At 34.5% G+C, this 20,469-nt stretch carries 20 protein-coding genes; 6 read left to right on the top strand and 14 right to left on the bottom strand.

All coding sequences use genetic code 11. The features are described 5' to 3' along the window. Positions 1-9: 9 nt before the first annotated feature. From opp4C to BAU23_RS24710, 4 genes are all read right to left on the bottom strand, one after another. Positions 10-933, bottom strand: a complete 924-nt coding sequence (opp4C, locus tag BAU23_RS24725; RefSeq protein ID WP_000451059.1) for an oligopeptide ABC transporter permease — start codon at positions 931-933, stop codon at positions 10-12. A gap of 12 nt (positions 934-945) precedes the next feature. Next, on the bottom strand, positions 946-1,902 hold the full coding sequence (locus BAU23_RS24720) for an ABC transporter permease (protein WP_000860698.1): 957 nt from the start codon (positions 1,900-1,902) through the stop codon (positions 946-948). Between the two features lie 103 nt (positions 1,903-2,005). Further along, entirely contained in the window at positions 2,006-3,733 is a 1,728-nt protein-coding gene (locus BAU23_RS24715; RefSeq protein WP_000730682.1) for an ABC transporter substrate-binding protein, read from the bottom strand. Between the two features lie 243 nt (positions 3,734-3,976). Next, complete coding sequence (locus BAU23_RS24710; protein ID WP_071735324.1) at positions 3,977-5,680, bottom strand: ABC transporter substrate-binding protein; 1,704 nt, start codon at positions 5,678-5,680, stop codon at positions 3,977-3,979. A 235-nt stretch (positions 5,681-5,915) separates the two neighbouring features. On the opposite strand from BAU23_RS24710, the gene BAU23_RS24705 reads away from it, so the two are divergent. Beyond that, positions 5,916-6,113, top strand: a complete 198-nt coding sequence (locus BAU23_RS24705) for a hypothetical protein (protein ID WP_000369245.1) — start codon at positions 5,916-5,918, stop codon at positions 6,111-6,113. Positions 6,114-6,554: 441 nt separating this feature from the next. Here BAU23_RS24705 and abc-f read toward each other — a convergent pair whose 3' ends face one another. Then, positions 6,555-8,441: a ribosomal protection-like ABC-F family protein gene (abc-f, locus tag BAU23_RS24700; protein ID WP_071735323.1), complete on the bottom strand. Its 1,887-nt coding sequence runs from the start codon at positions 8,439-8,441 to the stop codon at positions 6,555-6,557. A gap of 124 nt (positions 8,442-8,565) precedes the next feature. Next, positions 8,566-8,700, bottom strand: coding sequence for an RAxF-45 family protein (locus tag BAU23_RS30850; protein ID WP_079999070.1), 135 nt, complete (start codon positions 8,698-8,700; stop codon positions 8,566-8,568). Positions 8,701-9,120: 420 nt separating this feature from the next. On the opposite strand from BAU23_RS30850, the gene BAU23_RS30000 reads away from it, so the two are divergent. Further along, on the top strand, positions 9,121-9,249 hold the full coding sequence (locus BAU23_RS30000) for a hypothetical protein (RefSeq protein ID WP_002074188.1): 129 nt from the start codon (positions 9,121-9,123) through the stop codon (positions 9,247-9,249). 135 nt (positions 9,250-9,384) lie between these two features. Continuing rightward, on the top strand, positions 9,385-10,179 hold the full coding sequence (locus tag BAU23_RS24690) for a DUF4931 domain-containing protein (RefSeq protein WP_000381032.1): 795 nt from the start codon (positions 9,385-9,387) through the stop codon (positions 10,177-10,179). Between the two features lie 11 nt (positions 10,180-10,190). On the opposite strand, the gene BAU23_RS24685 is transcribed toward BAU23_RS24690, so the two are convergent. Next, complete coding sequence (locus tag BAU23_RS24685; RefSeq protein ID WP_000713240.1) at positions 10,191-10,724, bottom strand: transglycosylase SLT domain-containing protein; 534 nt, start codon at positions 10,722-10,724, stop codon at positions 10,191-10,193. Between the two features lie 247 nt (positions 10,725-10,971). Between BAU23_RS24685 and BAU23_RS24680 the strand changes: the two genes are divergently transcribed. Further along, positions 10,972-12,621 (top strand): DUF2334 domain-containing protein, encoded by a 1,650-nt coding sequence (locus BAU23_RS24680; RefSeq protein ID WP_071735321.1) that lies wholly within the window; start codon positions 10,972-10,974, stop codon positions 12,619-12,621. Here the strand turns inward: BAU23_RS24680 and BAU23_RS24675 are convergent. From BAU23_RS24675 to BAU23_RS24645, 6 genes are all read right to left on the bottom strand, one after another. Then, positions 12,610-14,124, bottom strand: coding sequence for a DL-endopeptidase inhibitor IseA family protein (locus tag BAU23_RS24675; RefSeq protein WP_071735320.1), 1,515 nt, complete (start codon positions 14,122-14,124; stop codon positions 12,610-12,612). The genes BAU23_RS24680 and BAU23_RS24675 overlap by 12 nt on opposite strands. A gap of 180 nt (positions 14,125-14,304) precedes the next feature. Further along, positions 14,305-15,138 carry a TatD family hydrolase gene (locus BAU23_RS24670; protein WP_000871058.1) on the bottom strand — a complete coding sequence of 278 codons (834 nt, stop codon included), beginning with the start codon at positions 15,136-15,138 and terminating at the stop codon, positions 14,305-14,307. Positions 15,139-15,884: 746 nt separating this feature from the next. Continuing rightward, positions 15,885-16,241, bottom strand: a complete 357-nt coding sequence (locus tag BAU23_RS24660) for a YxeA family protein (RefSeq protein WP_000728425.1) — start codon at positions 16,239-16,241, stop codon at positions 15,885-15,887. A gap of 138 nt (positions 16,242-16,379) precedes the next feature. Beyond that, a complete protein-coding gene (locus BAU23_RS24655) occupies positions 16,380-17,216 on the bottom strand; it encodes a YitT family protein (protein ID WP_000248057.1) in 837 nt (278 codons plus the stop codon). 117 nt (positions 17,217-17,333) lie between these two features. Continuing rightward, positions 17,334-17,663, bottom strand: a complete 330-nt coding sequence (locus BAU23_RS24650) for a PH domain-containing protein (protein ID WP_071735318.1) — start codon at positions 17,661-17,663, stop codon at positions 17,334-17,336. Between the two features lie 160 nt (positions 17,664-17,823). Continuing rightward, entirely contained in the window at positions 17,824-18,801 is a 978-nt protein-coding gene (locus tag BAU23_RS24645; RefSeq protein WP_071735316.1) for a LacI family DNA-binding transcriptional regulator, read from the bottom strand. Positions 18,802-19,107: 306 nt separating this feature from the next. Here BAU23_RS24645 and BAU23_RS24640 point away from each other — a divergent pair, with 306 nt between their 5' ends. Then, a complete protein-coding gene (locus BAU23_RS24640; RefSeq protein WP_001060010.1) occupies positions 19,108-19,203 on the top strand; it encodes a DUF3948 family protein in 96 nt (31 codons plus the stop codon). 223 nt (positions 19,204-19,426) lie between these two features. Here the strand turns inward: BAU23_RS24640 and BAU23_RS24635 are convergent, their stop codons facing one another. Further along, complete coding sequence (locus BAU23_RS24635; protein ID WP_000277793.1) at positions 19,427-20,032, bottom strand: lysophospholipid acyltransferase family protein; 606 nt, start codon at positions 20,030-20,032, stop codon at positions 19,427-19,429. 336 nt (positions 20,033-20,368) lie between these two features. Between BAU23_RS24635 and BAU23_RS24630 the strand changes: the two genes are divergently transcribed. After that, positions 20,369-20,464, top strand: a complete 96-nt coding sequence (locus BAU23_RS24630) for a DUF3948 family protein (protein WP_001061781.1) — start codon at positions 20,369-20,371, stop codon at positions 20,462-20,464. Positions 20,465-20,469: the final 5 nt, after the last annotated feature.

Below are 20,469 nucleotides of genomic sequence, written 5' to 3'. Positions count from 1 at the left end.
CTTTCTCACCTACCGCTTCATCTTTGGATCTAATGCATCACGAAGTGCATCGCCAAGTATATTAATTGATACAACTGTTATAAAGATTGCAAAACCAGGTGGGATCCATAACCACGGGCGCTTTTGAAAATCGATTAATGAGTTTGCTGCACTAATCATATTTCCCCACGATGGTGTAGGCGGGACAACGCCAAGACCTAAGTAACTTAGTGCAGACTCTCCTAAAATAGAACCCGCAACACCTAATGTTGATACAACAATTAATATCGGCAGAACATTCGGTATTAAATGATATACTATTTTCCGGTAATCGTTTATCCCAAGCACATCAGCAGCTTGCATAAACGATTGTTCTCGTAGCGATAAAATTTGACCTCGTACGAGGCGTGCAAGTCCTGGCCAACCTACTAAACTTAAAATGATCATAATGACATAAAGACGATAATCAGATGGTACTTTCCATTCTGATAAAATAGCTCCCATTATAATAAGCAATGGTAATCCTGGCATCGACATTAAAATATCAGCAAGACGCATTATAATATTGTCGACGATGCCACGATAAAAACCTGCAATCGCTCCTAATAAAGCACCTAGTATAACGGATAACACCATTGAAGCTAAGCCGATCGTTAATGAAATCCGTCCGGCTTGCATAAGCCTCGTTAAAATATCCCTTCCTAATTGATCTGTACCAAGCCAATGAGAAAAACTAGGTGGTTTGTTAATTAACGTAACTTGTATTTTCCCTGATGCATACGGCGAAAAGAATGGACCGATAAAACAAAATAAAAACATAAAAACTAATGCGTAAAATCCTATAAGTGCCATTTTATTTTTCTTTATCCTTTTAAAAGCTTGCCTCCATGGCGATGATTCATTCCGTCTTTTCTTCTTTGCTTTTTTCTCTGTAATTGCTGTAACAGTTTCCATCTCTTTCCCCCCTTACTTCAACCGAATACGTGGATCAACAACTGCATATACAACATCCGCAAAAAAGTTTGAAACAATTGTCAAACAAGAAAGAAACATTGTAAATGCCATTAATACCGTATAATCACGAAAATTAAGTGCTTCTAATTGAATATTACCGATACCTGGCCAATTGAAAATTTGTTCTATAATAATTGCTCCTGAAAACAATCCTGGTAATTCAAATGCAAGCAATGTAATAGCCGGCAGAATTGCATTTTTTAGTGCGTGTTTATAAATAACAGTCTTCTCCTTTAAACCTTTTGCTCTAGCCGTTCGAATGTAATCTTGCCGTACAACTTCTAACATACTCGTTCTAAAATAACGAGTTAATGAGCCAACTCCAAGAAGAGTCAAAATAAACACGGGTAAAACCATATGCTTTGCAACTTCTATTACGTAAGCAAGCCCAGTCGAATTACTCCCAACATCAATCATCCCGCCTATCGGTAATAGCTTAAAGTCAACCGCAAACACTTTAATTAAAAACAAACCGATAAAGAATGAAGGGAATGACATCGCTGCAAAAACACCGATTGTTACAAGCTTATCGAATAAAGAATGTTGCTTTGTCGCTGAAAATACACCAATAATAAGTGCAATTAGCCAAATAAAGAACAACGCAATAACTGCGACAATAAACGAATTCCATATAAATTTATTTAATAATGACGTTACAGGTTCTTGATATTGAAGAGAAAAACCAAAATCCCCCTGCAATGCATTACCGAGCCAGTGAAAATATCGCTCAACAATTGGTTTATTTAAACCATATAACTCTCTAAGTTCTTCAGCTCTTTGCGGTGTAATCTTTGGATTTGAATCAATATAGTCACCGGGAAGAAGCGCGAATAAAAAAAAGATAATAACTGACGTACCCAACAGTGTAGGAATCATTTGTAACAACCTACGAATGATATATGTTTTCACCCTTTTTCTCTCCAATCTTATGCTTAAAATAGAAGAACATTTTTTCAAAGCGGCACACTACTTGCCGAGTGAAAAAATGTCTTCTACTTATACATTCTTATCCTTATTTTTCAATAGATAATACTGGTAAGTTTGCACTAATACTATTGTATTTTTCAGGGTCAATTCCTTTTATATTCCCGTTGTATCCTGTAATTGTTCTACGGTAGTTTAATAGAATTACTGGTGGATCATCACTTAATTCTTTATACAGTTCTTTATAGATTGGTTTACGTTTTTCAATATCTACCGTTTCAATACCTTTTTGAATTAACTCATCTACTTTTGCATTCTTGTAACCAAGGCTAGTTTCATTTGCACTAGACAAATATTCACCAGCTGTTTCACTCGGATCACTTGTAATTGGTGTCGAAACAGAAGCTAAATCATAATCACCTTTGTTTACCTTCGAAAGCATAGTGTTAAAATCCATAAATTCAGGATTAAATTCTACACCTATCTCTTTATAATTCTCTTTCGCAATCGGAATTAATAAATCACTATCCTTAGCAGAACTTGGGCCGAAATACGAAAGTTTTAATTTTTGACCATCTTTTTCACGAATTCCATCCGAACCAACTTTCCATCCTGCTTCATCTAATAGTTTTTTTGCTTTTTCTTTATCATATTCATATTTATTAACCCCTTCTTCCGTATAGGCCCAAGAAGTTGGGTGAATTGGTACGTTAGCTACTGTACCGTATCCTTTTAATGCTGTATCAACATATTTTTTACGATCTAATCCGTAAATAAGTGCTTGGCGTACTTTTTTATCCTTTAAGTACGGCTTATTATTATTCATATAAATATAACTAAACGATGCGGCTGTTTCGATTTGAATGTTCGCAAATTGTAAACCTTTCGCCTGTTCAAGAATTTCATCACCAGTACCTAAGCCAGTGTAATCAACTTCACCTGTTTGGAACAATTGAAGCTTTGTATCACCAGCAGTGATTTTATAAATGAAGTTTGGGATTTTCGGTTTACCTGCATAATAATTTTCATTTGCTACAAATCGAACTTCTTGACCTGGAATATACTTTTCAAATTTATATGGACCCGCAGCTATCGGTTTTCCATATAACTCTTTTAAATAATCTAAACTTGTATTCTGTTTATAGCCTTTTCCATAATAAGCTTTTGATAGCACTGGTCCACCTAAAGCAGTTAGTGTCTGCGAATTAACTTTTTCAGTCGTAATTTTAATTGTCTGCGGGTCAACAACCTGAATTCCTTCAATTGAAGTTGCCTTTCCTTCTTTATAGTCTTTACCGCCTTTAACCGCGTATTGGGAAATGTCTATTTCACCTTCATACGCCTTATCATGTAAAAGCGTCAATGTGAACGCTACATCATCTGCTGTTAATGGCGAACCATCACTAAATTTTAAATCTTTACGTAAATGGAATGTATATGTTAACTGATCAGAAGAAACATCCCACTTCTCAGCTAATTCAGGGGTTGGCTTTCCTTGTTTATCTGTCGATACAAGAGATGCAAAAATAACAGAAGTTACGTTTCCATCCCAGCCATTTTGCTGAAAGTATGGTAAAAAGACACCACCAGGTTTACTAATCCCCACAACTAACGTGTCTTTTCGATTCTTTGCTTTATCGGGTACTTTCGTCTTATCTGTAGCCGCAATCTTTTCGATTTTTATATTTTTTAAATCTTGCTGTTTAACTGGTTCTGTAGAAGCTGTATCCTCCTGTCCCCCACAAGCAGATAACACAAGCGAACTACTCAGCAATACTGAAAATACACCAGCCCATTTTTTTGTCTTTTTCTTCATTGTCCCCACCCTAACTTTTTTTTAATAATTACACCTTATGAACTGCTTGCCTTATGTATGCCTCCCACAGCAACATTTTATAGCCAATCGGAAAAGTCGGTTTTAATTATAAAAAAATAGTTGTTTTTGAGGGGTAACAATTTTATTCCGACCTTTCCGGTAGACTTTATGGTTATTAGCTTATATCTTTCAGTATATTTTGTCAATTATTTCTATATAAATATTTTGAGAGTTTTTTCAAAATTATTTATCAATCTTTAATTTAGGTAAACTTAACAAAATACCATTATAGTTATCTTCTTGTAATCCTTGAATTCGTGCATTATGTGCAGACACGACTTTACTATTGTTTAAGAAAATAACAGGTGGATCTTCACTTAACTCTTGATATAGTTTTTTATAGATTTCTTTTCGTTTTTCAATATCCAATGTTTCTAATGCCTGCTTAGCTAATTCATCTACTTTCGGATTATGATATCCATCATAATTACGCTTACTTGTCGAAACAAACTCCTCAATTGTTCCGCTTGGATCATCAATCATCGGTGTGGAGACCATCGCTAAATCATAATCTCCTTTAATTACCTTGGAAATCATCGTATTAAAGTCCATGTATTCAGGATTGAAATCTACCCCAATCTTTTTGTAATCCTCTTTCATAACGGGGATCATCACATCATTGATTTTACTTGCAGAAGAAGCAAAATAACTTACCTTCAATTTTTGGCCATCTTTTTCACGAATACCATCTGACCCAGCCTTCCACCCTGCTTCATCAAGTAATTTCTTCGCTTTTTCTAAATTATATTCGTATTTATTGATTCCTTCTTCCGTATACGCCCACGAAACTGGTGTAATTGGCACATTAACAAGTGAAGCATAACCTTGGAAATACGTATCAATTACTTTTTGGCGCTCTAATCCGTAAATAAACGCTTGGCGTACACGTTTATCTTTAAAGTATGACTTCTTATAATTCATTTTAATATAGCCGTAAGAACTTCCTGTATACACATTAATATTAGCGAAACCTAGATCTTTTAATTGCTCAATCGTTTCCGTATTTGTCGTGAAGCCATCATAATCTACTTCTCCCGCTTGAAATTGTTGCAAATTCGTATCACCTTTTGTAATTTTATAAATAAAGTGCTCAATCTTCGGTTTACCTTCAAAATAATTTTCATTTGCTACAAAACGAACTTCTTGACCTGGAATATATTTATCTAGTTTATAGGCTCCTGACCCCATCGGTTTTCCGTATAACTCTTTTAAATACTCTAAATTTCCTTGCTTATATTCTTTACCGTAATAAGCTTTTGATATAACTTCTCCACCAATTAACGATAATGTTTGGGCATTTACCTTCTCAGTTGTAATCGTAATTGTTTTCGGATCGATGACTTGAATCCCCTCAATAGATGTAGCCTTTCCTTCTTTATATGCTTGCCCACCCTTTATTGCTGTTTGGCTTATGTCCGTTGCACCACTATAAGTTGGATCATGCAGTAACGTTAATGTAAATGCTACATCATCCGCTGTTAACGGCGAACCATCACTAAACTTTACATCATCTTTCAAATGGAACGTATATGTAAGCTGATTCTCCGAAATATCCCACTTCTTCGCTAGAATCGGGATTGGTTTTCCTTCCTTATCCAGCCCAACAAGAGGAGCAAAGATAGCTTGCGTTATATTGCCATCCCACCCATTCTCCATAAAATGCGGAAGGAATATCCCGCCAGGGCTCGGCATTCCAATTACAAAAGTATCTTTTCTTTCCTTTGCCTTTGCTGGACTTTTTGCTTTGTCACTCGCCTTAATAAACTCATCTTTTACTTTTGGCATCTTTGCTGCTTCATTTGTACTTTTCTCTTCTTGAGCGCATCCTGCTAATAAAACCGATGTACTAAGGAATGTAGCAAGTAACCCTTTCAAAGCCTTTCGCATAATTCTCACCCTTACTTTCCTGTTTTTTAATTAAGAGGGAACATAACGCTCCTTTCTGTAACTATCTTTATTTTACCTATAAAAATAGTATGAATTGATTTCAAGATTATTCCTTTTCAATAGGTATGTCAATCCTTACTAATTGTTTTCTCTCAAAAAAACAAAAAACACCTTCTATTACCTAATAGCCCCACATAGAATAATAACAACCAACTACCAAAAAGGGGGCGAAAACATGGACAACCTATTCCAATATGTCCTGCACTATATATTATTAACAATTATGATAGTCGGGGCACTATTACTATTCCCGTTCTTCCCAAAGTTCGTCCTCTTTTTAGCTTTTTTTATTATGCTCGGGATCGCTGTTATAATTTCAACAAGGGAAGATACTCCAAAAAAAGAAAGCAGAGTTCAGCGCGTAAGGCTGTAACTCTGCTTCTTTTTTTACTTTCAACCATGAGTCTCTGTCACGCATACTTATGTCTCGGGAAATAATTAGCCTACACTTCTGTAATTACTATTATTGAAAAAGCTTTTGATAACATTTACTTTTCTCTTTACCAGTTCTTCAATTTCGATATGGAATTTTTGCTGGATGAAAATTGCGTAACATAAATTTATCAAAATTACTGTTTCACGTGAAACACATTTTTTATTTATCCCTTACGTAAAATATTATTATAAAGTTAAACTTTAATCAGTGGGGGGTTGTTCATCCCCCACCGATTATTAAGCCTCACCAATCGGACGTTTACGGGCAGCAGAGCTCCAACCGAATTTTGAGGTGGGAGTCTTACTGCCCCGCAAATAGCAGGGTAAAAAGGAAAGCTAATCCCTTCAGCAAAACTGAAAGGAATTAGCTTTCTAATTTTTACTCCACAATATTCTCTAACTCATTATATAACTCCGCTCGCAAAAACTCTTTTTTCGTTTTTTCTTCATACAATTGTTCAAGCATTTCAACATCAACCACATGTTCCATTTTACATTCGATTGCATATATATCTTCTTCTATATGCATTAACTCGTTTTCAACTTCCTCTAAATTCCTAGACTCCTTCTTTTTTATAGGCATTACTTTCAACACTTTATTCCCTTGCTGTTGCTGCTTCTGTTTTGCTACTTGTTTCTCAATTCTTTCTTCCCACTTTTGACGAGCCCATGCATAGTTCCCTGCAAACTCAAATAATTTGTGCTCATCAATCCAATATGTTTTTTCAAATAACTTATTTAAGAAATAACGATCATGTGAAACAGCTAAAATCGTCCCATTATATTGTTCAAGGGCTTCCTCTAAAACTTCCCTTGATTCAATATCAAGATGATTCGTCGGTTCATCTAAAATAAGAAAGTTAACATCTTGATACATAAGTTGCGCGAGCCTTAACCTCATTTTTTCTCCGCCGCTCAGTTGCGTTACTTTCTTAAAAACAGCTGGACCATAAAATAAAAAGCGAGCTAATATATGTCTTGCCTCTCCCTCTGCTACAGCCACACAATCTCTGAAAGCTTCCAATACATTGTTCTTCATATTCCCATACGCATGTTGCGATAAATAACCGATTTTCACACTACTACCAATCCGAATTTCTCCAGCATCTTGCTTCATTTCTTCTAATAGTAATTTTAATAACGTAGTCTTTCCTGTACCATTACGTCCGACGATAGCTGCGCGCTCCTGAAAACGAATATGCAAATTTGCCTTCTCGAATAAAGGTCTGTCGGCAAATCCTTTACTCACTTCTTTCATTACAACAACATCTTTCCCGCTTCTCTCTTGCCCTTCAAACTGAAGTCCCATCTGTTTTCTATCCAAAACGGGTCTCTTTAGTTTCTCTATACGCTCTAATGCACGTTCCATATTTCTCGCTCTCTTGTGCAATCCTTCATTCGGCGGATTCGCCTGATTTGCCCATTCACGTAGACGCTTAATTGCTTCTTTCATTTTCTTTATTTTCTTTTGCTGTTCTTGATACGCTTGAAATTCTTGAAGCAACCGTTCTTCCTTTTCCTCAACAAACTGGGAATAGTTCGTATGATATACGTGAATTTCTCCATCTTCTAAATCAAAAATTTTCGTTACAACTTCATCAAGGAAATAGCGATCATGCGAAATGACCATAACTGTTCCTGTATATTCTTTTAGAAATTGCTCTAACCACTCTACGGCAAATAAATCTAGATGATTGGTTGGTTCATCTAATAGAAGTAAATCCGGTTTCTGCAATAGCATGTACGCAAGACTTACTTTTGTTTGTTCTCCACCACTTAACTCCATAAATGATCGTGGAAACAGTTCCGTCACCTGTAGACCATTTGCTACCTTCATAATATTCGCTTCTATTTCATAGCCACCGAGAAACGCGTACCTTTCTTGAATTACTCCGTATCTCTCCATCAATTTTTGTAAAGCAGATGCTTCCTGTTCTTCCGCCATATTTTTTTCTAAAGCATGCATTTCTATCTCCAACTCTTTTTCCTTTTTAAAAGCGGAGCTTAATACATCATATACATTCATTTCATTATTGAATTTTGGAATTTGTGCTACATGACCGATGCATGTACCTTTCTTCATATGAATGGCTCCCGCATCCAAACTCTCCATTCCTGTTAGAATTTGCAAGATAGTTGTCTTCCCACTACCGTTACGACCAACTAATCCAATACGTTCACCATTCTTTATTTCAAGCGATATATTTTCAAATACGATGTTTCCACCAAAAGATTTCGTTACATTATTTACACTACAAATTGTCATTTTCCGTACTCCTCTCAATATAAAAAACCATGGGAAAGAAACATTCCCCATGGTTTTTGGCACAGAAAAAGGAAGCCAAATAGCTCCCTTTTCACACGTTTATCAAAAATGGGTGAAGAGACTTCTATCGTTCAATAGCTACTATGCAATTGTTAAAAAAGGGCATACGTATCCCGTTAACAACTACATCATGAAAAATCGCACGACAAAAATAGATATAATCTAAAAATTTGGCACGTGCAGCTAAAGAACGTTTCATCTCATTCACCCCTTTCGTACGGAATTTAATACTACTTCTTTATTATACTTTCCCATTTCATGTTTGAATAGTCATTTTTCTGAAAATAATGAAGATAGACTAAACATTTCAATAAGTGACATCAAATCTTACAAAACTGTTATGTTCACGTAATGGAAAGCGATAGTACGAAAAGATGCCTCCCTATACAATAAAGGTATAAACAAGAGAGACAAAAACAAGGAGGAAAACAATTATGATGAAAGAAATCGTAAAAGCAATCTTTGAGGTATTAGTGAACGGACAAGCAGTTGTAAAAGAACTAAACGAACTATAAAAAGGAGTGAAGGAATATGATGAACATGGTGAAAATGATTTTACACGCTTTAGTCGACGCAAAAGCAGTTAGCCAAGAATTAAACCAACAATAAAAAGGGGTATATGAATATGAAGAAAGCCATTATTGTAATCGCAAGTACGGCAATTGCCTTATACACAATAAAAAATAGAAAAAAGAAACAAAATGCAAATGCTCTATATTATCCATACACACTATTGAAGAAAAAATAAAAGACAAGGTACCCTATTGTAATGAGGATATCTTGTCTTTTATTTTTCCCTATTCCCTTTAAAGGATTTCCTCCTCCTTTTCCCGAATGTATTAAGCGGGATTTTTACACATATTTTAAAGGGGCATATATACAAATGGATACACAACAACTATATTTTTTAAACGATATCGGTAAACAAAAACCAGAAAGCATTCGGAACAGAAGCGCTGCATGTCCTTTTTGTGACAGAGAAAATTTAACGGATATTTTAGCAGCTGAGGGCTCTATTATTTGGTTAAAAAATAAATTCCCTACATTAAAAGATACCTTTCAAACAGTGCTAATCGAAACAGATAATTGTGAAGATCATATCGGAACATATACAGAAGAACATATGAGAAAACTAATTCGTTTCTCTATTCACCATTGGTTAAACTTACAGAATAACGAGGAATTTGCATCTGTGATTTTATATAAAAATCATGGTCCATTTTCAGGTGGCAGTTTGCACCATGCACACATGCAAATTATCGGAATGAAATATGTAGACTATCTCGAAAACGTAGAAAAGGAAAATTTCCAAGGAGTAATTGTACAAAAAAACGAACGTATTGAACTCAATATTTCAGAGCGTCCTATTATTGGCTTTACTGAATTTAACATAGTCATTGAAGATATTGCATTTATAGATGAAATGGCAAATTATATTCAGCAAACTGTACGTTACATACTGACAGATTTCCATAAAGGATGTAGTAGTTATAACTTATTCTTCTATCATCTAAATGGAAAAATCATTTGTAAAGTTGTTCCTAGGTTTGTCGTTTCACCATTGTATGTAGGATATAAAATACCACAAGTTTCTACAAAACTAGAAGAGGTGAAAATACAACTAGCGCAATATTTCATGAAACAAGAAGACAAAATTATTCATAAAAAAATAGAGTAGGTGTCGAAAACCTACTCTTTTATTACGCCTTTATTCCGATAATATACATCTTCTAATCCAACGTTATACTTCATATTGTTATCCGTCCACTCTGGCCCTAGATTCCCTGGCCATCCTGATGTATTTGCTATATATTTCAGTAATGCAAAATCAGTCAAACCCTTTTGCACCCCGCGCTTATACCCTTTCAGTAAGTGTGGCATTGCAATTTGCGCATTTGTACGCGGATCTTTCAACTCTTCATCAGTTAAATTATCCGGTGCAAGCCCACCACCGCGGTGCAATTGAAACAATCCGAATGAAGTTCCGTTATCTCCAACACTTCTTGGATTTAGCCTACTTTCATGTTCGGCAATTGTAAGAGGTATCCATTCTGGAAGGTTTACTTTCTTTGCTTCCTCTATAATAATTTGTTTCATCTGTTTTGCTTCCTCTGAATCAACATAGCTTGTCTCATTTATTAGTTTATCCATTCCTTCAGACTTCTCTTGGAAATATAAATACACTCCAAGAACAACTAAAAATCCTACAAAGAATTTCTTCACTACCTCTACCTCTTTCTCCGCTGAAATTTGTCCCCTTTCAGCTTTCCCTTTACAATTACCTACATTCTATCGTTCTCTTACTCTTCCATCATAGCAAATTACTATACATATTATCATCATGCTTTAGACCGATTTTGTGAAAAAACAGTTGGTAAATACGTGCAAAAATGTAACTTACATGGACTATAACTTATTTCTTGTATATAATTGTAAATTGAATTCTACATATAGAATAGGAGCACACAAAATGAAAAAATGCCTAATACTCTTGTTCAGTATTTTACTACTCATACCTGTACACACATCCGCACAAACATCATCAAAACCAAAGGTACTTATTTTATATAGTACAGAAAATAATACAGTTACAAACAATGTACAAATCCTTAATACTCAGTTAGGGCACTTTACAAAAGATATAACAGTAAAAAGTTTAAAAGAGATAAATGAAATTACTAACTCATCTTCTTATACACATATCGTTTATATAGGAGAGAAAAAAGAAGATCTTTCTACTGAAGTAAAACAATTTCTGGAAAGCTTCTCAGGTCCAGTATTAGTTTTAGGTCAAAATGTTGAGCAATTATCTAATCGTTTTTCGTTCATTACCTCGGATGAAACTGATATACGAACTCATACTATAGAATATCCGACACGCAAATTAAAAAATGAATTACAAGAAGAACGCTTAATGAAGAAAATTGAAGCAAAAGGAACAACTCTTGCTTATGCCTTGAGTGCCGATGGAAACCATCCGTTAATCGTTCACCAAGGAACATCATATTACGTTGCAACTCCAAACCTTTTCGATTGGATGTCTCATTACGTCGGTGAAATGCTATTTTCTTACTTTGAACAAAAGCCGATGACAAATAAAACTTCAGCTTATTTACGTCTTGAAGACGTTCATCCAGCTGTAAATGTAAAGCAATTAAAAGAAATTGCTGAATTACTAAAAGAGAAAAACCTTCCTTATATGATTACTGTTATCCCTGTTTACAAAGATCCCGACACAGGAAAAACAGTACATTTAAAGGATAACTCTGAATTAGTCGATGTTTTACGCTTTATGCAAGATAACGGCGGTTCTATCGTTATGCATGGTTACACCCATCAGTTTTATGATAGTGAAACTGGCGAAGGTTTTGAGTTTTGGGATGTAAAAACAGATCAACCAATTCGCCAACCAAACCATGAAAAACCCAAGACAAAAGAAGATTTTCAGTCTACAGAAGACTATAATAAATACGTAGAAAACGGAAAAGCCTTCGAAGAAAAATATACGAAAGATCATATTGAAAAAGGGATTACAGAGCTTGTAGAAGCGAAATTATATCCAGTTGCCTTTGAGGCTCCGCACTATACAATGTCTCAAAAAGGATATGAAATACTATCACAATATTTTTCAACTTATGTAGGACAACTACAACTAAACGATACAACTTGGAAATCAATGCACTCACCGGCTTATATAAGTACACCGTCATTTTTACATGGGATGAAATTAATTCCTGAAACTGTTGGCTTTATTGAAGGGGATAAACCACAAGCTATAGCAAAAATGAAAGAACGTGCTGTATCTATCGAAAAATTATCCGATGGAATTATCGGTGCATTTTATCACCCTTACTTAGGTGTTACACCATTAAAAGAAGTATTAAAAGAACTGGAAAGCATTCCAAACATAGAGTGGATTAATTTACAAAAAGAAACGAATGAAGTAAAAATGAAAGATATTTATATTACTACTAATAAAGACGGCATTCACGTTGAAAAACCAACAAGTGCGAATGACATAATGGATTATATAAAACAATATGGGTTCTTCCTTATAATTGGGTTCATTATAATTGTCTTTCTTTTATTATTAAGACGTGCGAAAAAATTAGAATCCTAATATAAAACCAAAACGCGGCATGTTATTAATAACCCATTGATTATTTTCATAAATAAATTCAACTTCTACCTTTTCCGTTACATTATCATAGTCATTATACGTTTCTACCTGCGCTTTTATTTTTCCATCCTTTAACTCGGCAGAAATAATTTTTGTAAATTTAGTTCCTGCTCTTGACCCTGGATCTCCAATAACATAGTGCATTTTTCCATTTAACTCTTTAATATACTTACTCTTCATATACTCTGCTATAAATGATTTTGAGAAGTACGTAGATAGCGTAATCTCTAAAGTATCCTTCGTATTATAAATAGGATTCACTAATTCCCCGTATGAAAAATCCTCTACTCGTTTTGGGTTTCCTGTTAGTGCGGCCATTTGAATATTGGTAAGTTCCTTCTGTGCATTCCATACTTTCTGTAACATAGCGTCATCTGCTAGCTTCTTATCTTGTACTTCATTTGATTTCTTTGTATCTAGATTCAAAATAGTTCCATTATCTGTATAGAGATACATATCTCCTGCTACAAAATATAAATAGGATTTAGTTGGCTCTATTGCTTTATTATAAATTACCTTTTCATTTCCACCATTAATTTTCTTCTTATACACTCCATCATTTTTCAAGTAATAAAAAGTATCACCTTTCACATTCATTTGCAAGGCGTCCTTTACCAATAACTTTTCATTATTTTGTTGAGTGTCTATCTCATATATACCATGCTCAGCTTGATTTACTTCAAAAGGTAACGAAAAATCAACAACAGCATATAATTTTTCATTATTATAAGTCGCACTAGATATTGTTGCATAACTTTCTTTTGACCAAGTTTGATTGTCTTTTGTCACTTGTGTTCCACGATTTTTATTCCAATGTAGAATACTATCGTCTATCGTTCGAGACCAGCCAGAGTTTTTAAATGCAGCTTCCTCTTCTTGCCCTGTTTTCAAATCCATTTTTACAATCCCTACAATATCAAAACCACCATGTTCAGAATACTTTTTCTGGTAAAATAACGTTTGGTCTTTTATATAAACATAATTTGTATCTGCTTTTAACGTATCCAGCTTTTTAGAAGATATATCATACTTCATTAAAGAAGATAGTCCCGCATTTCTATCTTCATCTGTATGAATAAAATATAAAGATTTATTTTTTATATTTATGTAAGAAGCATCCACACCTTTTACTACAAGTTCTGATGTTTGAAATTGATCCTTCGTACGATAAATGCCTCCTGTATTTTTATCACCATTTACCGCATAGTAAATCCATCCATTACTCTCTGCCATTTTTCCTTTGTTAGAACTATTTCCAACTGCATTCCCATTTTTCTCATTTTCTTTCATCTGTTTTTCAACTATTGGATCCACTTGTTCTTCCTTATTTTCTTGTGCTACGTTTGTATTTGTCGCCTTTTTTTCTGATTCGCACCCAAACATCGCAAGCGACAGCGCTCCGGTCATAATCGTAATAGCTATCTTTTTATATGCTTCCCCCATTTTCTCCCCCTGCTTCCTTCATCAAATTAAACATATGATAAATTATAGAAAATATTAGAAAAAATATCCATAACAAAAAGGATAAGAGTGACTCTCCTATCCTTTCGAATAAAGTGAAACTTTAATCAGTAAGGGTTTTGTTCATCCCCCATTGATTATTAGCCTTCACCAATCGAGCTTTTACGGACAGCCCGACCCCCGCCTAACTTCTCTACTTTCACTGAACTTTGAGGTGGGGGTCCTACTGCCCGTTAATGCGGGGTAAAATTGAATTGTATTTTCGTATATTGTTTCTGTAACCTCATCAACAGATATGTTTTTTATAACACTAATTTCCTTTAATACCTCTCGAATCATTGTCGGATGCGTCATAACACCCTCTTGAAATTCCCATGGGCCATCTGTTTCTACCATCATATATTCAAGCGGATAATACGAAACGATTTTTCTAATTTTCTCCTTATGTAAAACATCCGGTGTGATAGAAATATAATAACCGTTCCTCATCATCCGTTTCATTGTCTCTTCACTCCCTTTAAACCAGTGGAAGTGTGCACGTGAAACTTTATATTCTTCAAGAAAATCACATACAGTGTCAGCATCTTCATAAACCGCATGCAATATAATTGGTAAATCGTATTTACTAGCTAGTTCCACAAACTTTTTTAACACCGCTATGTATGGATCGATAGCAATATTTTCATCTTCTTTCCTTAAATAATATGGCAAGCCCACTTCACCAATCGCAACGATTTTCTCTACATGATCTTCAATTAATTTATAAATTTGCTCACATTCCTCTTTATGAATCGGTTGCTCCGGATGAAAACCTATTGCTGGATGTACAAAAGGATATCGCTTTGCTAAAGATAAAGTTTCTAGGCATGATTGATAATTCATAGATACTGCAATAAGCCCTTGTATCTCTTTACTGTTTTCCACATCTATAAGTAATCTACTTTTCTCTTCATTCTCATATTGATCAACATGTATATGGCTATCAATCCATTTCATCTTTATGCCCCCATAAAAAAAACAAGAAAGGGTCTCCCTTCTTGTTTTATCATCTATATTAGTTAACAATTAAATTTGTTATTATATCAAATAATCCAATACATACTATGGCAACAGTAAAGTAGCTACAGAAATCTTTAATTGGAAACTTCACTACTTCTTCTTTACGCATCCCAGTTTTCTCCCTTCTTACTATATCCCTAATTATTTTTTATCTATTTGTATCTATTATGCAAAAAATATGACAAAATTACTATCGAATTAACTTACGTAAACCTTACAATGTTGTAAGGTTTAAAAAAGAGCCTCATCTAAATAGAGATGAGGGCTATTCAAAATTAGTTGGTTTTTTATTCTTCATTAACATTACAAACAGAAAGTAATACAGTGAGACTTTCTAGTTACACTATATGAAATTCACTATCTATTAACCATCGAATTACATTACAGAAGGCTTACATGTTTGTAAGCTATGTGTAATGTAATTCGATAGTTTCCCTTACCTATATTTCGTACAATAAAGTTAGAAAGTAAGCCAAATAAGAAGAACACTCACATAACCAAATTACATTGCTAGTAGCCGGCTCTTCTTATACCTTTCACTCATGCTACTACAATGTACCCCCTTCCCCTTTATATAATAAAAAGAGCCTTAGTCCATATGGACTAAGGCTTTTTCATACGCTTCAAAATACCCCTACCTAGTATTTTTATTTTCGACAAAAAATAGGTGGGGGTATAATCCGCTATCTCGTCGTTAAAAGTTTACTCTTCGCATTAATAGGAATATTTACAGCTTCAATTTCTTCAATCGTCTCGCCGTAGCGTCCTTTTGCATACACTTTTAATGCTTCATCTCTCTTTAACATATGCTTAACGGTCTTCTTTATTTTTTGTTCTTTTCCACGTTCGTCAAATGCAATAAATTCATATTCATACCATTCATCACCAATATGCTGACCAATTGTATTCACAACCGTATAATATTCTTTCGTCTTATAAAGTGGATTATATTTATCTATAACTGGTCCAAGTTTCGTAGGCAGTAACATTACTACTATCACTATCATCGCTATTATAGTAGTGATCATCTTTTTCTTCATACTAAACATTCCTCCTCCGCAGGATATATATACATCCATTTTAAAAAGAAGGAATAAAATCTACTATTGAATCTCATTACATTACACTTACATTTTTGTAAGAATTAAAAAAGGCGAACGAATTTACTCGTTCACCTTTTAGCTCGCTTTAAAGCCACCACCAAGTACATCACGTACATCGTGAATAACAACGAAAGCATCTTCATCTACTCGGCTAATAACTTGCTTTAACTTAACAAGCTCTTGTTTATTAATAACAATATATAATACTTCTTTATTTTTACCAGTATATCCGCCACGCCCCTCTAATACAGTGACACCGCGCGTCATGTTTTTCGTAATAGTTTCACGTATTAAATCCGGTTGATTTGAAATGATTGTAACAGCTGTTTTTGTATCCATTCCTTCTACAATGAAATCAATTACTTTCGCTCCGATAAATACAGCAACGAGTGTATACATTGCCTTTTCTTGCCCTATTATAAATACAGAACCGGCAATTACAATGATATCAATAATAAGTACGCCTTTACCAACACTCCAACCTAAGTATTGATTTGCTAACTGCGCTAAAATTGCCGACCCTCCTGATGTACCTCCAGCTTTGAACATACACCCTAATCCGATACCTACAAATAAGCCAGCGAATAGAGCCGCTAATAACGTATCACTATTTACATGATACTCAATATGTTCCGTAACATATAAAAACAAGGATGTTTCTACAATCCCTAAAATTGTATAAACCATCGTTTTCTTATCAAAAAATTTATAACCAACAGCCAGTAAAATTGCATTTATAGCAAAATTGACAATCCCTGGCGACCAACCAAATAAATAATACGTAACAACCGTTACACCAATAATGCCACCTTCTGATAAACGGTTTGGAATTGCAAAATAATTAATACCGATTGCGAATAACAATGAACCAATTGTAATTAATGTTATCTCTTTTATACGTTGATTAACCATAGTTCATACCTCCCCCCATTTGACATTGTATCACTATCTCCTAGAGGTTTAGAAGTTGTTTTTATTCCGCATTTTTCCTCACAAAGACCAAGATATTATGTTTAAACAAAGGGGTGATTAATTATTCATATTCGCTCTAACTGTACGGACAAATCGCTCCACATTACCTTTCTGAATATACTTAGCTGTTACCGTTTCCTGATTACAAGTAAACACTAATTGCGGATGAAAATTTATGTCATCTATATGCAAATACGAATACACTTCAAATGTTGATGGATAGTACGGAATTTCTCCATAAAAGAGGAGACGTCTAGTAGTAGCAACGAAAATCCCATGCCGATATGATAAGGTAAAATCATCTTTCTCAAATATCCCTATCACAAATGCTAAAATTTGTTCATCATCCTCTACATACTTTTTCATACTTAATAAAAGTTCATTCATACATATCCCTCCAAATTCTATTCATTGCTTTAACACTTGAAAAGAATCCATGGATTATTACAAACCGGTGTAACTCTTTTATAAAGTATGAAATGCGTTTCCTGTCAAAGACATTTCAAAAAATAATCCGTTATGTGATTATACACATAACGGATTATCGCTAAACTGTAGAGCGTTCCACAAGTTTATACGGAATTTCCATCTTTTCTTGTTTAGAACCCTCATCACTCACTCGTCTGTAAAACATTTCAAAAGCCGTCTTACCTATTTCCTTTAAATTTTGGTCAATAGTTGTCAGTTGTAAAACTTGAGAAATCGGTTGATTATCAAAACCAATAATCGCTAAATCTTCAGGAACTTTAATACCTAGTTTATTAACTTCTGTCATGATCCCAATAGCGACCTCATCTCCTGCCACTATTAATGCTTCAGGCGGATTCTCCATCTCCTTAAATTGATGCGCAACTCTTACACCATCTTCTAATGTAAAGCATTCTGTGAAAATCCAATCTTCCATCACTTCTTCATCTATTAATTGTAGCTGTTGTTTATACGCATCAAAACGTTTCTTACTACTTGGTCCTAACTTTCTTCCCGTACAATATCCAATCTTCTTATAACCTTTTTCAATAAGGTAACTCATCCCTAATTGAAAGGCATTAAAGTGATCTGTATATACACTCGATATACTTTCAATATCATTATCCTCACAAGCAATAACCGCCCCATACGCTGCATAAGGCTCTATAATTTCCCACTCATTCGCACGAGAACAAATGATCAAACCATCTAGTTGCTTTGTTTTCAACATATGTAAACTTTTCATTTCTTCTTTTTTATTGTAATTCGTTTGACAAAGAAGCACCCTGTAATTATGAGCTAACGCAACGTCCATCATTCCACCCACCATTGCATCAAAACACGGATGATTAATATAAGGTAAAATCACACCAACAATATTCGTCTTCCCTTTTGATAAATGAACAGCATTTGCATTTTGTGAGTAATTCAATTTCTCAACTATTTCTAAAACAACTTTCCTTTTTTCTTCACTTACATATGGATGATCATTTAATACCCTCGAAACAGTCGTAACTGAAACCCCAGCCATCTTTGCAATATCTTTAATATTAGCCATACACTCACCTCTACTTTTAACTTAATAAATCACATGAACATATGTCAAATCTTCTCATCATGACACCTTCATTCGTTTTTCTTACAAAAGTGTAATTTTCCTGTAAGCTAATTCGATAGTGACTCTCCGCTATATTTCATACAATTAAGTCAGAAACAGAGCAACAACCATTCGAAAAGGAGCGGATCTAATATGATGAACAAAATGAAATCAAACAATTTCTTAAACACAATGGGCATGGTATTATCTGCTCTTATCGATGCAAAAGCTGTTGCTTCTACATTAAACAAGTAAGGAGAATATATTATGAACAACATCACATTTAACAAATTAGATTTTTTAGGACTTGCTAGCGGCTCGGTTCTTCTTACTGCTTTCATTTACGCTGCTACGCTTGTGTAACTTTGTGTCCCCTTTCCCCTTTATCCCGCTTTAACGGGCAGTAAGACTCCCACCTCAGAATTCGGCGAATGCGAGGAAGTTAGGCGGGAGATCAACTGCCTGTAAAATCCCGATTGATGAGGGCTAATAATCAGTGGGGATGAACAAAACCCCCACTGATTAAAGTTTCACTTTATATAAATAGTAATAGAAAAGACGACCGTCTATGCTCGGTCGTCTTTTCTTACTTTTGATTTGATTGAAGAGCTTCCTTTAGTTCTTCAAACTTTTCATTTAATTGATCTGTCATCATTTTCATAGCCGTTTTTCGATCTATTTGTTCTTCAGCATCAATTTGAATTGGGTCTCCAAAAACTAATTGCGCTTTTTTTCCTTTTATCAATTCTTTTACACTTGATGGACCAACATAAGCTGCTGGTATTAATGGAACGTTAGAACGCATTGCAATCGTAACAGCCCCAGCTTTTAATGAAACATCTTCTGATGATCTCGTTCCACTCGGGAAAATACCTACTACCTTTCCCTCTTTTAATAAACGCGATGGAATTTTCAATGTGCTTGGCCCTGGATTCGCACGGTCTACAGGGAATGCATTTACATTTTTAAAAAACCAATTTTTAAATTTCCCTTCAAACAATTCTTTTTTTGCCATGTAATGAATTTGGGTTGGGTACATTCCTGCCGCTAACATTAAAACATCCATAAAACTTGTATGTGTACACGCAACAACGTAAGGGCCATCTTCCGGTAATTTCTCTCTCCCTTGCACTTCTACCTTCCCAGCCATTTTAAATATATATTTCAACGAAAATGTAATTGGTTTATACATTTGTTTCGTTCCTTTCTGAATATCCGAAGTATAATCATTTTCTTACAACGATTATAACACTAAGTTTTAGGAGTTGGTAATAAAAATAAGTATTTATTGTTAAATTTCAATTCTTACAAAAGTGTAAGTTTATTGTAAGCTAATTCGATAGTGACCTCCTCCACTATCTTATACAATTAGGGCAGAAAGTAACAACAACCATTCGAAAAGGAGCGGATCTATATGATGAACAAAATGAAATCAAACAATTTCTTACATACAATGAGCATGGTATTTTCCGCTCTTATCGATGCAAAAACTGTTGCTTCTACATTAAACAAGTAAGGAGAATTTATAATGAATAACCTGACTTTTAACAAATTAGATTTTTTAGGACTTGCTAGCGGATCAATTCTTCTTACTGCTTTTATTTATGCCGCAACGCTTGTATAACTTTG

Source organism: Bacillus nitratireducens (genome assembly GCF_001884135.1).
In the GTDB taxonomy this organism is placed as follows: domain Bacteria; phylum Bacillota; class Bacilli; order Bacillales; family Bacillaceae_G; genus Bacillus_A; species Bacillus_A nitratireducens.
Note: the sequence above shows the minus strand (reverse complement) of the source record. Positions and strands in the feature narration are given on the sequence as shown.

Coding starts and splice junctions, on each gene's coding strand:
- opp4C (WP_000451059.1), bottom strand. CDS start 933: ATGGAAACTGTTACAGCAATTACAGAGAAAAAAGCAAAGAAGAAAAGA.
- BAU23_RS24715 (WP_000730682.1), bottom strand. CDS start 3,733: ATGAAGAAAAAGACAAAAAAATGGGCTGGTGTATTTTCAGTATTGCTG.
- BAU23_RS24710 (WP_071735324.1), bottom strand. CDS start 5,680: ATGCGAAAGGCTTTGAAAGGGTTACTTGCTACATTCCTTAGTACATCG.
- BAU23_RS24705 (WP_000369245.1), top strand. CDS start 5,916: ATGGACAACCTATTCCAATATGTCCTGCACTATATATTATTAACAATT.
- abc-f (WP_071735323.1), bottom strand. CDS start 8,441: ATGACAATTTGTAGTGTAAATAATGTAACGAAATCTTTTGGTGGAAAC.
- BAU23_RS30850 (WP_079999070.1), bottom strand. CDS start 8,700: ATGAAACGTTCTTTAGCTGCACGTGCCAAATTTTTAGATTATATCTAT.
- BAU23_RS30000 (WP_002074188.1), top strand. CDS start 9,121: ATGAATATGAAGAAAGCCATTATTGTAATCGCAAGTACGGCAATTGCC.
- BAU23_RS24690 (WP_000381032.1), top strand. CDS start 9,385: ATGGATACACAACAACTATATTTTTTAAACGATATCGGTAAACAAAAA.
- BAU23_RS24680 (WP_071735321.1), top strand. CDS start 10,972: ATGAAAAAATGCCTAATACTCTTGTTCAGTATTTTACTACTCATACCT.
- BAU23_RS24675 (WP_071735320.1), bottom strand. CDS start 14,124: ATGGGGGAAGCATATAAAAAGATAGCTATTACGATTATGACCGGAGCG.
- BAU23_RS24670 (WP_000871058.1), bottom strand. CDS start 15,138: ATGAAATGGATTGATAGCCATATACATGTTGATCAATATGAGAATGAA.
- BAU23_RS24660 (WP_000728425.1), bottom strand. CDS start 16,241: ATGAAGAAAAAGATGATCACTACTATAATAGCGATGATAGTGATAGTA.
- BAU23_RS24655 (WP_000248057.1), bottom strand. CDS start 17,216: ATGGTTAATCAACGTATAAAAGAGATAACATTAATTACAATTGGTTCA.
- BAU23_RS24650 (WP_071735318.1), bottom strand. CDS start 17,663: ATGAATGAACTTTTATTAAGTATGAAAAAGTATGTAGAGGATGATGAA.
- BAU23_RS24645 (WP_071735316.1), bottom strand. CDS start 18,801: ATGGCTAATATTAAAGATATTGCAAAGATGGCTGGGGTTTCAGTTACG.
- BAU23_RS24640 (WP_001060010.1), top strand. CDS start 19,108: ATGAACAACATCACATTTAACAAATTAGATTTTTTAGGACTTGCTAGC.
- BAU23_RS24635 (WP_000277793.1), bottom strand. CDS start 20,032: ATGTATAAACCAATTACATTTTCGTTGAAATATATATTTAAAATGGCT.
- BAU23_RS24630 (WP_001061781.1), top strand. CDS start 20,369: ATGAATAACCTGACTTTTAACAAATTAGATTTTTTAGGACTTGCTAGC.